General features: G+C 61.3%; 11 protein-coding genes. 6 read left to right on the top strand and 5 right to left on the bottom strand.

Annotated elements, in window-relative coordinates; all coding sequences use genetic code 11:
• The first annotated feature begins 22 nt into the window (after nt 1-22).
• The 5 genes from kdpB (at nt 23) to FYJ44_RS00980 (ending at nt 7,229) form a co-directional block, all read left to right on the top strand.
• Nucleotides 23-2,122 (top strand): potassium-transporting ATPase subunit KdpB, encoded by a 2,100-nt coding sequence (kdpB, locus tag FYJ44_RS01000; RefSeq protein WP_154508338.1) that lies wholly within the window; start codon nt 23-25, stop codon nt 2,120-2,122.
• A 28-nt stretch (nt 2,123-2,150) separates the two neighbouring features.
• Nucleotides 2,151-2,777: a K(+)-transporting ATPase subunit C gene (gene kdpC / locus FYJ44_RS00995; protein ID WP_154508336.1), complete on the top strand. Its 627-nt coding sequence runs from the start codon at nt 2,151-2,153 to the stop codon at nt 2,775-2,777.
• Between the two features lie 155 nt (nt 2,778-2,932).
• The gene (locus FYJ44_RS00990; RefSeq protein WP_154508334.1) at nt 2,933-4,057 is read left to right on the top strand and encodes a universal stress protein; all 1,125 of its coding nucleotides are present in this window, start codon (nt 2,933-2,935) and stop codon (nt 4,055-4,057) included.
• A 2-nt stretch (nt 4,058-4,059) separates the two neighbouring features.
• Nucleotides 4,060-5,916 (top strand): sensor histidine kinase, encoded by a 1,857-nt coding sequence (locus tag FYJ44_RS00985; protein WP_154508332.1) that lies wholly within the window; start codon nt 4,060-4,062, stop codon nt 5,914-5,916.
• Nucleotides 5,892-7,229, top strand: a complete 1,338-nt coding sequence (locus FYJ44_RS00980; RefSeq protein ID WP_154508330.1) for a sigma-54-dependent transcriptional regulator — start codon at nt 5,892-5,894, stop codon at nt 7,227-7,229. Before FYJ44_RS00985 ends, FYJ44_RS00980 begins: the two co-directional genes overlap by 25 nt.
• A 112-nt stretch (nt 7,230-7,341) precedes the next feature.
• Here the strand turns inward: FYJ44_RS00980 and FYJ44_RS00975 are convergent, their stop codons facing one another.
• The 3 genes from FYJ44_RS00975 to FYJ44_RS00965 form a co-directional block, all read right to left on the bottom strand.
• Nucleotides 7,342-8,364, bottom strand: coding sequence for a transporter substrate-binding domain-containing protein (locus FYJ44_RS00975; RefSeq protein ID WP_154508328.1), 1,023 nt, complete (start codon nt 8,362-8,364; stop codon nt 7,342-7,344).
• Nucleotides 8,365-8,466: 102 nt separating this feature from the next.
• Nucleotides 8,467-9,546 carry an ABC transporter substrate-binding protein gene (locus FYJ44_RS00970; protein WP_154508326.1) on the bottom strand — a complete coding sequence of 360 codons (1,080 nt, stop codon included), beginning with the start codon at nt 9,544-9,546 and terminating at the stop codon, nt 8,467-8,469.
• A 43-nt stretch (nt 9,547-9,589) separates the two neighbouring features.
• Nucleotides 9,590-11,098, bottom strand: coding sequence for an APC family permease (locus FYJ44_RS00965; protein ID WP_154508324.1), 1,509 nt, complete (start codon nt 11,096-11,098; stop codon nt 9,590-9,592).
• A gap of 101 nt (nt 11,099-11,199) precedes the next feature.
• On the opposite strand from FYJ44_RS00965, the gene FYJ44_RS00960 reads away from it, so the two are divergent.
• On the top strand, nt 11,200-11,622 hold the full coding sequence (locus FYJ44_RS00960) for a hypothetical protein (protein WP_154508323.1): 423 nt from the start codon (nt 11,200-11,202) through the stop codon (nt 11,620-11,622).
• A gap of 652 nt (nt 11,623-12,274) precedes the next feature.
• On the opposite strand, the gene FYJ44_RS00955 is transcribed toward FYJ44_RS00960, so the two are convergent.
• Nucleotides 12,275-12,802: a DUF1269 domain-containing protein gene (locus FYJ44_RS00955; RefSeq protein ID WP_154508321.1), complete on the bottom strand. Its 528-nt coding sequence runs from the start codon at nt 12,800-12,802 to the stop codon at nt 12,275-12,277.
• Between the two features lie 676 nt (nt 12,803-13,478).
• A complete protein-coding gene (locus FYJ44_RS00950; RefSeq protein ID WP_154508319.1) occupies nt 13,479-14,816 on the bottom strand; it encodes a deoxyguanosinetriphosphate triphosphohydrolase in 1,338 nt (445 codons plus the stop codon).
• Nucleotides 14,817-14,918 lie beyond the last annotated feature (102 nt).

Here is a 14,918-nt window from a genome sequence, read left to right as displayed (position 1 = left end):
ATTTATCGTGGAGAAAGATACAATGGATACCGCAATGGACTATCAGAGCGCGCAGGCCAGACTGTCCCGCCGCGCCGGGCGCAAAGCCTCGCTTTTTGAGGCCGGTCTGGTGCGTATGGCGCTTGGACGGGCTTTCGTCATGCTCAATCCCATGACCATGATCCGCAATCCCGTGATGTTCGTCACGGAAATCGGCGCGGCCCTGACCACCTTGACCCTGATCCTGGATCTGGCGGGCACGGGACCCGTCTTGCTGCCCGTGCCCTATACTCTGGCCGTGACCTTTATTCTCTGGCTGACCGTGCTGTTCGCCAATTTCGCCGAGGCGCTGGCTGAAGCCAGGGGCCGGGCCCAGGCCGACAGTCTCAAGTTGACCCGCGCCCGCACTCCGGCCCGGAAGGTGAATGGAGAGACGCTGGTGGACGTTTCCTCCGACCAGTTGCGTCAGGGCGATCTGGTGCGGGTGGAAGCCGGGGAGATCATCCCCGTGGACGGAGAAGTGGTGGAAGGCGCGGCCAGCGTGGACGAGTCGGCCATCACCGGCGAATCCGCGCCCGTGGTGCGCGAGGCCGGAGGCGACCGTTCCGGCGTCACCGGTGGCACACGGGTGCTTTCAGACAGTATTGTGATCCGGGTCACGGCCATGCCCGGCCAGTCCTTTCTGGACAGGATGATCGCGCTGGTGGAGGGCGCATCGCGCCAGAAGACGCCCAATGAACTGGCCCTCACCGTGGTGCTGGCCGGTCTGAGCCTGGCCTTCGTGCTGGTGACCGGCGCGCTCTGGCCCATGGCGCGCTATTTTGACGTCAACCTGCCCATTCCCTGGCTGACTTCCTTGCTGGTCTGCCTGATCCCCACCACCATCGGCGCGTTGCTGGCGGCCATCGGTCTGGCGGGCATGGACCGGGCTCTGGCGGCCAATGTGCTGGCCAAGAGCGGCAAGGCCGTGGAACTGGCCGGGGATATCGACACCCTTCTGCTGGACAAGACCGGCACCATTACCATGGGCGACCGTCAGGCCTCGGAGTTCTTTCCACTGCCCGGCGTGAAGCCTCTGGAGCTGGCGCGCGCGGCCATGTACGCCTCTTTCGGCGACCAGACTCCGGAGGGAAAATCCATTGTGGCTCTGGGCGAAAAACTGCTGGATGAGGGGGCCCCGCTGGAAGCGGAGGCGACGGCCGGGGCCAGACTGATTCCCTTTACGGCCCAGACCCGCCTGAGCGGCCTGGAACTGCCCGACGGCAATCTGTACCGCAAGGGCGCTCCCGATGCCATCGAACGCCTGCTGATCAAGGAAGGCAAGACCCTGCCGGACGGACTGTCCAGTCTGGTCGCGACGGTGGCCCGTAGCGGCGCAACGCCGCTGGTGGTGCTGCACAACAGCGACGTGCTGGGCGTGATCGCTCTGGCCGACGTGCTCAAGCCCGGCATTTACGGCCGTTTTGCCCGCTTGCGGGCCATGGGCATCCGCATCGTCATGGTCACGGGCGACAATCCGCTCACGGCCGAGGCCATTGCCAGGGAAGCGGGCGTTGATGACTTCATCGCTGAAGCCAAGCCCGAGGACAAGCTCAACTACATCAAGCGGGAACAGGCCCAGGGCCGCCTTATCGCGATGATGGGCGACGGCACCAACGACGCCCCGGCCCTGGCCCAGGCGGACATCGGCGTGGCCATGAATTCCGGCACCCAGGCCGCCAGAGAAGCCGGCAATATGGTGGATCTGGACAGCGATCCCACAAAACTTATTGAAATCATTGAAATCGGCAAACAGCTGATCATGACCAGGGGCGCGTTGACCACCTTTTCCATTGCCAACGACGTGGCCAAGTATTTCGCCATCATCCCGGCCATGTTCATGCTGGCCATTCCGCAGCTTTCGGCCCTGAACGTCATGGGCCTGGCTTCGCCGCAAAGCGCCGTGCTTTCGGCCCTGATCTTCAACGCCATTATCATTCCGCTGCTGATTCCCATTGCCATCAGGGGCGTGAAGTACCGGCCCAGAAGCGCGGAAAGCCTGCTGCGGCACAATCTGCTGGTCTACGGCCTGGGCGGCATCCTGCTGCCTTTCGCGGGCATCAAGCTTATTGACATGTTGCTGGCCGGTCTGGGCCTGGCCTGATGGTCCGCAAACGAGTGAGGAAAATGTCATGACGACTGAACTTACGGGAAATTGGGGTGCGCAACTGGCTGCCTGCCTGCGCCTGATGCTGGTGTCCGCCGTGATCCTCTGCGTGCTGTATCCTCTGGCCATCCTGGCCGTGGGGCGGGCGTTCACGCCCTGGACCGCCCAGGGCTCCCTGCTGACCAACGAGCGGGATCAGGTGGTGGGCAGCGCGCAGATCGCCCAGGCCTTCACCAGGCCGGAGTATTTCTGGCCGCGTCCGTCGGCCGTGGACTACGCCGCCAACGCCACAGGCGGCAGCAACCTCTCTCCGGCGGGCGAGGCCCTGCGCGAGCGCGCGCTGGAAAGTCTGAAAAGTCTGGAGGCCACACCGCGGCGCAAGGCTCCGGCCGATCTGGTGACGGCCTCTGGCAGCGGCATGGACCCGCACATCACCTTGAAAGCCGCGCACTGGCAGGCAGAGCGTGTGGCCCGCGCGCGCGGGCTGGAGCTTCCGGACGTGCTGGAACTGGCGAACAGCCTGGCCGAAACCCCCGGCGGCGTACTGAACAGCGCCCCGCTGGTCAATGTGCTCAAGCTGAACATGGCTCTGGACCTTATGGGCAGCGCTGACGCCAAGGCCATGCCCGCCCCGGGGGAGGTGGGGCGATAGCGTCGCCTTGTCCGTGGCCGGGAGGTCGGATAAAATGAATATCCGGCCAGCGGGAGCGTGCCTCCCCGATCCGGCTGCGGACAGACATGAAGACCGGAGGGACGGGCCGGCACCCGTCCCTCCGCTGTATCCAGTTGGAAACCGCCGGGGGCGTTATGCGGGAATTTTCGGACGTGCTGGCGCGCAAGCGCGAAGGTTCGCTCAAGATATACCTGGGCTATGCGGCGGGCGTGGGCAAGACCTGCGCCATGCTCCGGGAGGCCCACAACCTGCTGGAGCAGGGTTTCGATGTTGTGGCCGCCTACGTGGAACCGCACGATCGGCCCGACACCCGGACGCTTCTGGACGGCATCGAAACGCTGCCGCCCCTGAACGTCAGCCAGGGCGGAGCGGCGTTTCCCGAAATGGATGTGGAAGCCCTGATCCGCCGCGCGCCCCAGATCGCCCTGGTGGACGAACTGGCACACACCAACGCGCCCGGTTCTCAAAGGGAGAAGCGCTACCAGGACGTGCTGGAGATCCTTTCCCACGGCATCAACGTCATCGGCACTCTCAACGTGCAGCATCTGGAATCCGTGGCGGAAAGGGTGCAGGAGGCCACGGGCGTGGCTGTGCGCGAACGCCTGCCCGACGCTTTTCTGGCCCGAGCGGATCAGGTGGTCACGGTGGACGTTTCCAAGGAGGATTTGCGCGAGCGCCTGCGCCAGGGCAAGATTTACAAGCCGGAACAGGCCGAACGGGCTCTGCGGAACTTTTTCAGCTACGAAAATCTTTCTTTTTTGCGCGAACTCTGCCTGCGTGAGGCTTCCGGCGACCAGATGCGCAAAATCGAAGCTCAGGCCCTGCTTTCGCCGGCTGCGGAAGGCCATGCCGCCGAAGCCGTGATGGTGGCCATCAGTTCCAATCCCACGGATGCGGAAACCCTGATCCGCAAGGCCATGCGCCTGGCGAGCCAGATGGGTTCACGCTGTTACGTGGTCTATGTGCAGCGGCAGCGTGAAAGCCCGGAACGGATCAACGCCGCCGTACAGCGCGGCTTGCAGAACAATTTGCAACTGGCCGCCCGTCTGGGGGCGGAAGTGGTGGAGCTGACCGGCGAGGATGTGGCCGAAACCCTGGTCAATTTTGCCAGCGCCCGTAACGTGCGACATGCGTTCTTCGGCAAATCCCGCCTGACGCCGCTGCGGGAACGTCTGCGCGGTTCGTTTATCCTTAATTTTCTTTACGACGCGGTGGGAGTGGACATGCATATCGTGAACCTGACCCCCAAGGACTGGTGACAATGGAGATGGCCGTTCTGCCCACGCTGCACCGCAGCATCAGCCAGGCCACGCTCAGGCTGGTCCTGGCTTTCGGTCTGCTGGGCGTCCTGCTGTGCACGGGCTTTTTTTTCGCCGGGCGGGCGCCGGATTCCCTGGTGCGCCAGAATTACGATTCCGTGGTGCTGGCCCGGCAGATGTCCACAGCCCTGGCCGGCTGGCGTTTCCCCGCGCTCTACGCGGAAAAGGACCGCGCGGCCTGGCGGACCAGTTTTGACGAGGCCCTGGCCGGGGCGCGGGCCAATGTGACCGAAACCGGCGAATCGGCGGCGGTGGAGGCCGTGGCCCTGAGCTGGGACGGACTGCTGCGCGCCGCGCCGCGGGATGCGGATGAGGCCTACAAGCTTTTGCGCATGAAGATTGAAGCGCTGGTGGCCCTCAATGAGGAGGGCATTCAGCGGCGGATCACCGAGGGCCGCTGGTGGCGTGATATCGTCTTCGCGGCGGGCGTCGGCTTGTTTCTGATCTGCACGCTCTGGGCTTTTTTTCAGACCGACGCCATTGCCGCCCGTATCGCGCATCCCTTGCGCCGCGCGGCCGAGGTGCTCCAGGCAGGTCCGCCCCTGCGCAAGGCTCTGCATCTGCCGCCGCCGCAGACGCTGGAAGTGCGCATTCTTTTTGAGGAATTCGCGCGGCTCTGGGGGCGGCTCGGGCAGCTCGACGCCGTGAACCTGAACCGTCTGATCGCGGAAAAGAACAAACTGGCCGTGCTGCTGGACGCCGCCGAGGACGCCGTGCTGATGCTCGGCCCCGGCGGCGCGGTGGAGCATGCCAGCAGCCGCATGCTGGCTCTGCTGGGGCTCAAGGCCAAAGACGTGCTGGGCAGGCCCTGGTCCGATCTTTCCAGCATGGCCCCCAATTATCTTGCTTTGCGCGCGGTGCTGCACAGTGCTCTGAACGGCAGTCGGGACATCGCCCTTGTCGATCCGGACCGCAAGGGCGGGGAAGGGAACGAGCGCTGGTTCATGGTCCGGCGGCGGATAGTGGAGGAGCAAAGCCGGGGCGCGCGCCCGGCGGCCGGGGCGGGAGCGAAGCTGGGGCAGGTTTTCCTGCTCACTGAAATTACGGAAAAAAAACGGCGCGACGCCTTGCGCGCGGAAATGATGGACTGGATCTCCCACGAACTGAAAACTCCGGTGCACTCTCTGGGACTGGCCGCCGATCTGCTGGCCCGGCGGCCCGAAAACGGGACGGACCCGGATATGGCGGCCCTGGTGGCCACCGTGCGGGAAGACGCCGCGCGCCTGCGTGATGTGGCGGCCCAGTTTCTGGATATTGCCCGCATGAGCCCGCATGCGCTGGAGCTGCGGCCCGCGCCCCTGGATCTGCGGGATTGTCTGGCCCGCTGGCTGCAACCCTTTGAGCTGACGGCGCGGGAGGCGGGCGTGACGTTGCGTTACGATGCCGCGCCGGATCTGCCGCCCGTACTTCTGGATCAGGAACGTTTCGCCTGGGTGCTTTCCAATCTGGTGTCCAATGCCTTGCGGGCCGTGTCCGCGGGCGGTACGGTCAGTGTGGATGCCGGTCTGGACGGTGACGCCCTCGTCCTGAGGGTGGCGGACGACGGGCCGGGCATCGACGCTGAACTGGCCGGGCATCTTTTTGAACCCTTTTCCCACAAACGCGCGGCCGGGCGGCGGCTGAGCATCGCCGGTCTGGGACTGGCCATCAGCCGGGCCATCGTGGAGGGGCACGGCGGCACGCTGGACTATGTTCCCGCCCCGGAGGGCGGCGTCGTTTTTACAGTGCGTCTGCCTTTGCCGACGCGGGAGGCCGGAATGGAAGGAGAACAAATATGCCCGGTGACGACGCGGAACTGAGCGTTCTGGTGGTGGATGACGACGCGGCCATCCTGCGCACCCTGCTGCTGACCCTGAAAAGTCTGGGCTGCCGGGCCGTGGGCGAAAGCGGCGGCGAGGCCGCGCTGGCCGCTGTGGAAAAATATGCGCCCGATTTGCTGCTGACCGATATGCGCATGGAAGGTCTGAGTGGGGTGGAGATGATCGCCGCTGCCCTGGAGCGGCGGCCGGAACTGATCTGCGTGCTGATGACGGCTTTCGCCTCTTATGAAAATGCGGTGGCGGCCATCAAGGCCGGGGCCTATGACTATCTGCCCAAGCCTTTTTCGGTGGGCGAGCTGGAGCATCTGCTGTGCCGGGTCAGGGATCTGGTGCGCCTGCGGCAGGAAAACGCCCGCCTGCGACAGGCGCAAAGCGGCTGGTTTGAGGGACTGACTTCTCCCGCCGCGCTGGGTTTGCAGAAGCTGGTGGGCAAGTTGGCGCAAAGCGATGTTTCCGTGCTTTTTCAGGGCGAGACGGGCACGGGCAAAACCTCCCTGGCCCGCGAACTGCACCGTTGCTCGATCCGAAGCGGCAAGCCTTTTGTGGAGATGGTCTGTTCGGCCATCGCTGAACCTTTGTTTGAATCCGAAGTCTTCGGGCATGTGCGCGGCGCGTTTACCGGAGCCGTGCGCGACCGGGCCGGTAAATTCGAGGCCGCCGAAGGCGGCACGTTGTTTCTGGACGAAGTGGGGGAGCTTTCGCCGTCAAGCCAGGCCAAATTGCTGCGTTTCCTGGAAGACAGGACCATTGAGCGGGTGGGGGACAACAAGCCCCTGCGCTTGGACGTGCGGGTGCTGGCGGCCACCAACCGCGATCTGCGGGCGCTGGTGGCCGAAGGCCGTTTCCGCGAGGATCTGTATTACCGCCTGAATATCTTTGAATGCCGCCTGCCGCCCCTGAGGGAGCGCCGGGAGGATATTCTGCCCCTGGCCCAGCGTTTTTTGCGCCAGGCCGCCGGAGAAAAGGAGCTTCCGGCGCTTTCCGGCGAAGCGCGCGACGCCCTGCTGGCCTACGGCTGGCCCGGCAACAGCCGCGAACTGCGCAACGTCATGGAACGCGCTCTGCTGCTGGCCGAAGGCCGGAGCGTGCGCCTCGTTGACCTTCCTCCGGCTCTCAGCGGCGCGGCGGCGAAGGAGGAGGGAAGCGAACGCCTCCTGACCCTCGCCGAATTGGAGGAGGCCCATATCCGCAAGGTGTTGGGCCTGGGCGTGAGCATGGACAAGGCCGCCGCTCTGTTGGGCATTACCACGGTCACGCTCTGGCGCAAGCGCAAGGAACTGGGGCTGGAGTAGACAGTAAAAACGAGCCGGGGCGGGAACGCGCGGCGCGCGTTCCCGCCCCGGTTTCTGTTCACTGTGCTATGACCCTTGCGGCAGCATAGCCTGTAAAGCTCTTCGGCTCGTGCTAAGCCCGCTTCGCGGCGGCCAGCCTGGCCTCAAGTTCCCTGGTCCGCAGGGCCACCTGCTTTTTCAGTTCGTTCTGCCAGAGCCAGTTCAGGATCAGGCAAAGCATGATGGATTCCACCACAAAGAAGAATATCCACTGGAGATGCCGTTCCTGCCCGGCGGGGCGCTCCTGCTGGAGCCACTTGCGGGCCAGTATTTTCTGCTCCGCGGGCGTGATCCGGGACAGGGCCGTGGAAATGACGCTGAACAGCTCCGGCCAGTCCTTGCGTACGGCAATGGCGTGGCCGTAGGAGGAGTCCACCTTGCCGGCGGGCTGGATCTGCATGATGCCGCCGGTCTGGATTTTTTCCAGCAGGTTGAATTCATAGTCGATGACGGCGTCGGCCTCGCCGGTGACGACCCGTTGCAGGGCCTCCAGGGTGTTGGCCACCGGCACGGCGATGATTTCGGGGTGGAATTCCTTGAGGAAGTCATGCCAGGAATAGTTGTTCACCACCGCCACTTTCTTGCCCTTGAGGTCATCAATGCCGACCTTGTCCAGACCGCTGCCGCGCCGGGTCATGATGATGCCCGGCATGTTGATGTACGGCGTGGTGAACAGCATGTATTCGCTACGGCGGCCCGTCTTGGCTGCGGCCATGAAGACGTCGATGAGCCGCTGCTGGGCCTGGGCTTCCGTGCTGGCCCAGTCCGTCAGCCTGCGCACCCGGAAGTCAAGGCCGGTCAGCTTGCCCAGCAGGCGCAGATAGTCCCCGCCCAAGCCGGTATAGCGACCCCGCTCGTCAAACATTTCCAGTGGGTAGAAGTTGGGGTCCACACCCACGATGACCACGGGGTGGTCCGTGATCCAGGCCAGTTCCGCAGGGGGAATCTGATCCAGCACGGATTTTTTTTGCTCCATCAGCGCGTCCACCACGTCGGTTTTGTCGGCAAAGGCGTCGGGAAAGAACGCCTTGGCTCCCAAAACGACCTGAAGGGCGATGATGCACAGGCCCAGACAAAGAGTGAGCAGCAGACGCATATGGCTCTCCGCTTTTCTTCGGTTCGGCGCGCGCCCCGGCGGGGAACAAACCCCGCCGTCGGCGCGATGCGCGAAAACACGGTTACGCCCTGAGGCGGTTGGCTACTGCTTGGTCACGGCTTTCGGCGTGACCATGTCGATATACTTGGACGTCACGTAGGAACTGCTTTGGAGTTCCTTGCGATTCTGCTCCGTGATCAGGCCCACGGAAGCGAAGAACTCGGCCAGCTCGCTCTGCCACTGCTGCACCTGGCTGGGACCGGCGGACGTGCTGAACAGTTTTTTCTGGGCTTCCAGGTTGAAGAATTCATAGGTGTCGAAGTTGAGATTGATCAGGTCCGTGCTGTAATCCTGCCCGGCCCAGTCCAGATAGAACTTCTGGAACTGCTTGACGACCTCTTCGCGCGGGGCGGTCTGGAGCCAGTCAACGCCGCGCAGGTAGAGGGTCAGGAAGGTGGCGGTCACGTCGGGGTACTGCGTGGCGTAGGCGGTGTTGGCCACCAGCACGATGGGCAGATGCTTGCCCATGTCCTTGGGCGTGCCCACGGTCTTCCAGCCGCGCTTGTCGCCCACAAAGGTGAAAGGCGCCCAGAGCACCACGGCGTCGCCGATATTGTAGTCAAAGGCGGTCAGGGCCGGGGCCTGCTCCAGATTCTTGAGGACGATGTCCGATTCCTTCAGGCCCAGAGCCTTCAGCCAGAGGTGCAGGGCATAATCGGCGGAGGTCACGCGGGTGCAGAGGATGGTCTTGCCGCGCACGCTTTCCGGACTGCCGTACACATTGGGGTAGTCCTTGTTGTAGCCCTTGGTCTTCAGAATGGGGCTGTCAGCGCGCACCATGACCGCATTGGCCATGGCCTCGTCGTTGCCCAGCCCGATGACGCTCATATTGTAGCGCAGCGCGCCCAGCATGGCCGGCACGGCCCCCAGCCCGCCAAAAACCCAGCTTCTGGCCGGGAAAGCGCGCAGGGCGTCGGCGCCGGAATCAAAGGCGTAAATCTGCAGGTCAATACCGGCGGCTTTGTCCCAACCCTGCTGTTTGGCGTACCAGATGGGGAAGGCCTCCTGGCCGGGCAGCCAGGCCGTGGGCACCTTGACCAGATCGGCGGCGGCCGCGGGCAACGCCGCGCCCAGACAGAACAGGGACATCAGGACAAAGCTCAGACATTTCTTCAACCGCATAGACGTCTCCGTGATGATGGTAAAATGTTTTTGCGGAAGTCGGTTATTCAGCGCTGGCGGACGGTGCCGGCTCTTCGTCGGCGTCCTTGAACAATACGGGATAATCACTCTTGCCGAACAGCAGGTAGCGCAGGCGGGAGTGCGGAATATTCAGCAGTTCCTCCCGCCTGTTCAGATAGAACAGACCACCCAGGCCCACCCAGATAAAGAGCATGATCCACGACGGCACGCTGATGGCCGCGGGCGAGCTGGGAAAGACCAGCAGAATGAAACAGATAATGGATGTGGTCGCGCCGATGAGGCAGACGGGCTTGCCCCATCGCGCTTCAGGAATATCCGGATTCTGGTCCAGATACTTGTAGGCGGTCAGGCTGGTGTACAGATAGGCCAGGGCTGTGCCGATGGCGGACATGTCCACGATCCAGATCAGGGCGGCCCGGCCGAACCAGGGCACGATGAGGCAGAGCGCCAGGGTAAAGACCACACTCTTCCAGGGCGTATTGTAGCGGGGATGCACGGCGGCAAAGAAATTGGGCAGGAATTTGCTGCGTCCCATGCTGAACAGCAGGCGGGTGGTGGCCATGAAGAAACCGTTCATGCCCGTCAGAATGCCCGCCAGAACCGGCACGGTCAAGGCCACGCCACCCCAGCGCCCGAAAATCTGATCCGCCACCCAGCCGGTGGCCCAGGCATGGTTCTGGCTCAGCAGCTCTTTGTAGGGAATGAGCCCGGCCACACACATCGTGACAAGAGCGTAAATGACGGCGCCGCAGATGATCGAAAGCAGCATCAGATCCCGCGCCTTGTGCGGGGAAAAGGTAAATTCCTCGGCGGTCTGGGGGATAGTGTCGAAACCCACGTACAGCCAGGGGGTCAGGGCCAGCACCATCAGCACACAGGCCAGGGGCGAACGGTCTTCCGCAAAAAACGGCTCAAGGTTGCTTAAGCTGGAACTGTCGGCCTGGATGGTTCCGAACGTCAGCACCAGCACGCCGATGGTCAGGGCGAAAGCCAGAAAGACCTGAATGGTGCTGGCGGCGCTCATGCCCCTGAAGTTCATCCAGCCGAAGAGCATCAACACCACGGAGACGAAGGCCAGCTCTCCCGCGTTGATATCCCATCCGGCGATGGTGTAGAGGTAACCCACATCGAAAACGCCGGGCAGAAGATAACGCGTGAGGAGAATCATGGCCATGGCGTTGGCCGCGATGACGCAGATATAACTGAGCACCAGCGCCCAGCCGCAGATAAAAGCCCCTTTGGTGCCGAACCCGGCGTAGGCGTAAGCGAAAGCGCCGCCGGCCACCGGATAGGGCTTGATCAGAAAACTATAGCTCAGGGCCACAATGCACTGGAACAGCGCGCCCACAAAGAAGGCGATGACCGTTCCCATGGGACCGGCATCGGGCAGAAAGCGTATCCCCGGCAGTACAAAACAGCCCCAGCCCACGATGGCGCCCAAGGCCAGGGCCAGCACCTCGACAGGGCGAAGCGTTTTTTCAAGTTCTTCACGCAACTCGCCCGCATGACAGTGCTTGTCTGAATCTCCCATGCGCTTCCTCCCGCTCATTGTCTGTTTTTAGGGCCTGTTATGTTGCCGGCGCGGGGGACCGCAAAGCCCGGCGGCATACTCTGGCCGGAAATGCGTTGCCGATGTCGCGGCGCGCCGCGGGCGCGGGCTTCGGCAACGCCGTCTTGCCACCTGGAACTGCGCTCCATGTTGTAGGTTGTGTAAGACTCTCTATTTTCCGGAGCAGAGTAACATTGCGGCGTCATGCGCTTCAATGTTTTATTCAATTGAAAAATCCATTCGGGCAAACCCGCGCCGTTTTGCGGCGTGAGGGCATTTCAACGCAGAAACGCGCCGGGGTGCGCCCTCGGGATAGTTTTTTTCTGGCGGTTTCGCCGCGTATGGCGGTTTCAACGGGGTTGTCGGCAACGCTTGCTAAGGTCGTCGGCCACAACGGTAATTCTATTAAGCAATCCTTGTGCCAAATTGAACATGTCGTGGATGCCGTGCAATGGCGGCAGGTTATTTGCCCAGGCTACTTCGTCGTGCAGCGGGTTTTATTCTAAAATTGAGTCAATTATAACTCAAAAACTCTCAACCCCCCCGTTTTTGTGTGAGTTGATTTTAACTTATAATGCGAAATGGACTTATTCTTTGCGGCGGCCTGACAGACATTTCAACGGACGACGCCATCTCAAAAGCTGCTTCAAATGCGTTTTCCGGGTATTATTTTATCCAATAGCGGCTTTCAGAACAAACGGCAGCAACGTCGGCGAATGAAAGTGTTCAGCGGCACAGGAAACACTTGCCACGGCCCTTGGAGCAACTTTTTTGGAAAAGCGTTGCGCCTCTTAAGGCTTCATTCAGGCGGAACAAGCGGCTATCATTGCTGGCCGATATCCGTGTGGATTCCTTTGCCGCAACGGGACAAATCTTCGGCCGTCTTGGATTGAAGCCACGCCGCTTCGCGACGGATGGCGGCCCGCCAAAGCCGTATTCATCCGGACGGAACCGATTATGTTACGGATATTGACAAAACGGTAATGCCTTGGAGCAGTTCAACATTAGAGTGCTCAAGGGCCACAGATGAGCATGCGCTGTTGCGCGCGAGCTCGGCCATCATTTGTTTCGGAATTACGCGAGCAAGAAGGGCGGGCAAGCTTTCGCATCCTCCCAAAGGCCGTCTCCGGAGAGGAAGACGGCCTTTGGGAGATGGGGTTATTTCTTTTCTTGGGCGGATTCGGTTTTTTCCTGGGTCGCACGGGCGTCGTCCAGCGCGGCCTGCAGCTTGGCTTCGTTTTCATGTGAAAGCGAAGACTGCAACACCGTACCGCCGGTGCCGCGCAGCTCATCCAGCACCTTGTCCGTCAGGTCGGCATCGACCAGCACAAACAGGGCGGAGGTGCCGGGGGTCAGTTTTTCGGCAAGCTGTTTCATGAAGTCATCGTTGATGCCCACATCGCTCAGCGCGCCGGCCACGGCACCGGCGCCAGCGCCGACCACAAGACCGAGGAGGGGGTTCATAAAGATCAGGCCGATGAGCACCCCCCAGAAGCCGCCGCCCACAGCGCCGCGCGCCGTCAGGTTGTACATCTGGTGCAACTTTATTTTGCCGTCCTGTTTCTTTTCAACAACGACAGCATCCTCAAGCGCGACAAGGTAGGATTTCTGCATTTTGAGGAAGTCAAGGCGGACTTCCTCAGCTTTGAATTCCGAGTCGTATGCGACGACGATAAGTTTATGCATGGTAATCTCCTATATATGGTATCAGGCTATATCTTTCGAGCGTCGGCAGACCATCTGGAACAGATTAACTTTAAGAATGTACATTCTTAAAATTTGAAGACACCCACTTCGGCGCTTAACAGCGCAAATAAATTGCGCTTACGCCTTCGTGGCGGAGGGCTGCTCTCGCAGTCACAAGAGCAATTTTAAAGTAAAATTGCTCTCATCCGCGCTTGGGCCTGCGTCACGGCATCGGCCGGGCCGCCAATGGACGGCGCGGGATAGCCAACTCATTTTTTTATAAACGGATTTCCCGTTCCAGGCAATCTTTTACAGGGAGCAGATCCAGGGCAGACGCATCTAATTTCAGTTTTGCCGGTCTGTTATTTGTCGTGATTATCCGTCAAAACCAGCCTTTTCGGCGCCGGCGGCGTCATCTGGCGCTTTTTGTTCGGTACTGAGCTGTCCAGCCAGTAAATAAAGTTTTTTAGCTGCGTCTCTCTGGGGGCAGATCGTGCGGAGGCTCAGTGCGACAACAACGGCCAAGCCGTGACGTTTTCGCGTGCGCCGGAAGACGCCGTGGCAGGCTGTTTGCCCGACTGCTCACGGCGTGCAGCAGGCCGGAAGGTACAATGCGGATAGACCCGCCCCGGTTCACGGAGAAAGTCGCCCTGCTTTAGCCGTAAGGCGCAATGCCTCAGCCGGCCGTGCCGGAAAATTGTCTGGAAATGAAGGTCGCGTAATCATCCGTCATGCCGGAAACAAAATCGAGAACGCGCAAATAGGACTGATAGAGGTCATCCTCGGGCGTGGGGGCGTTCACGCCCATGAGATGCAGCGCCCTCTCCTCCTGATAGGTCAGCAGCCGGTTCATCTTGACCTTGAAGCAGGCCGGAATGAACACGTCCAGAAGCCGCCGGTACAGGTTGTAGGCGCCCACCTCCAGGGAAATTTTCTGGCTGTCATTCAGGATTTTTTCATTAAAAATCTTCCGGGCCCGCTCCAGATAGGCGGTGACGTCGCTTTCCACATGCCGGAGCAGACTCCCTTCCAGCCGTCCTTCCAGGATGGTCGCATAGTTGTCGTCAAAGGCCTTGCCCAGCGAGGCCACAATATGAGAAATCAGCTGGGCGCGCAGAAAACCCACCCGCCGCCTGTCGGAATCCATGTCCCGCTGCTTTTCCTCATTGATCTTCAAGGCGGCCTTGAGAGGTTCCAGCACGTCGAGAATGTCTTCATAAGAAATGATTCTCAATTCTCGCGCGTCTTCCATATCAATAATGCGGTAGCAGACGTCGTCCGCGGCCTCCAGCATATAGGACAGCGGATGACGGTGAAAGCGGCCGGAACAGAGGCCCAAGGTTTCGAAGATCTCGTAGAAAAATTTTTTCTCAGCCGCATAATAGTTGAATTTTTTTGAATCGCTGCCCACAGCCTCAAAAGAGGAGTTCGGATATTTGACAAGCGCGGCGATGACCGGAAAGGTCAGCCGGAAACCGCCCCGGTCCTTGTTGTTCTCGATGCGATTAATGAGCCGGAAGCCCTGCGCGTTGCCGTCAAAGGTCTTGAAATCCGTTTTTTCGTATTCTTTTAATTCCCGCAGGTAGGTTCCGCCGTTCTGCTCATCCTTGAACCAGTCCTGGATGGCCGATTCTCCGGCATGTCCAAAGGGTGGATTGCCGATGTCGTGGGCCAGGCAGGCCGCCTGCACGATCTGCCCGAAGTGGAGCGGCGAAAAGCCCTCCGGCAGATCCCCGCGCCCGGCCGCCAGCCGCCCGACCAGAATGCCCAGCGAGCGCCCCACGCAGCCCACTTCCAGCGAATGGGTCAGCCGGTTGTGGATATGATCATTCCGGCTCAGGGGATGCACCTGCGTTTTTTTGGCCATCCTGCGGAAGGAACTGGAAAATATGATCCTGTCGTAATCCTGAAGGAAGGGATTTCGCTCATCCGCCAGATCACAGCAGAAGGTTCCGGAGCCCGCTCTCCGATACGGCGCAAGCAGTTTCCGCCATTGTTCCGCATATAAACCCATAGTGCCGTCTCCTCCGCCGCGGTCTTGAAAGACTGTGTGGCGCGGCGCGCAACCTGATCCTGTCGTCGAGGACAGTCTACACGATTTTTTCCCGCCCCGACA

Source organism: Desulfovibrio porci (genome assembly GCF_009696265.1).
GTDB lineage: Bacteria > Desulfobacterota > Desulfovibrionia > Desulfovibrionales > Desulfovibrionaceae > Desulfovibrio > Desulfovibrio porci.
This window is presented reverse-complemented; position numbering and strand designations above follow the sequence as displayed.

What these genes read in the sequence shown, in the direction of transcription:
- kdpB (WP_154508338.1), top strand. Translation starts at nt 23, where the DNA reads ATGGATACCGCAATGGACTATCAGAGCGCGCAGGCCAGACTGTCCCGC.
- kdpC (WP_154508336.1), top strand. Translation starts at nt 2,151, where the DNA reads ATGACGACTGAACTTACGGGAAATTGGGGTGCGCAACTGGCTGCCTGC.
- FYJ44_RS00990 (WP_154508334.1), top strand. Translation starts at nt 2,933, where the DNA reads ATGCGGGAATTTTCGGACGTGCTGGCGCGCAAGCGCGAAGGTTCGCTC.
- FYJ44_RS00985 (WP_154508332.1), top strand. Translation starts at nt 4,060, where the DNA reads ATGGAGATGGCCGTTCTGCCCACGCTGCACCGCAGCATCAGCCAGGCC.
- FYJ44_RS00980 (WP_154508330.1), top strand. Translation starts at nt 5,892, where the DNA reads ATGCCCGGTGACGACGCGGAACTGAGCGTTCTGGTGGTGGATGACGAC.
- FYJ44_RS00975 (WP_154508328.1), bottom strand. Translation starts at nt 8,364, where the DNA reads ATGCGTCTGCTGCTCACTCTTTGTCTGGGCCTGTGCATCATCGCCCTT.
- FYJ44_RS00970 (WP_154508326.1), bottom strand. Translation starts at nt 9,546, where the DNA reads ATGCGGTTGAAGAAATGTCTGAGCTTTGTCCTGATGTCCCTGTTCTGT.
- FYJ44_RS00965 (WP_154508324.1), bottom strand. Translation starts at nt 11,098, where the DNA reads ATGGGAGATTCAGACAAGCACTGTCATGCGGGCGAGTTGCGTGAAGAA.
- FYJ44_RS00960 (WP_154508323.1), top strand. Translation starts at nt 11,200, where the DNA reads ATGTCGCGGCGCGCCGCGGGCGCGGGCTTCGGCAACGCCGTCTTGCCA.
- FYJ44_RS00955 (WP_154508321.1), bottom strand. Translation starts at nt 12,802, where the DNA reads ATGCATAAACTTATCGTCGTCGCATACGACTCGGAATTCAAAGCTGAG.
- FYJ44_RS00950 (WP_154508319.1), bottom strand. Translation starts at nt 14,816, where the DNA reads ATGGGTTTATATGCGGAACAATGGCGGAAACTGCTTGCGCCGTATCGG.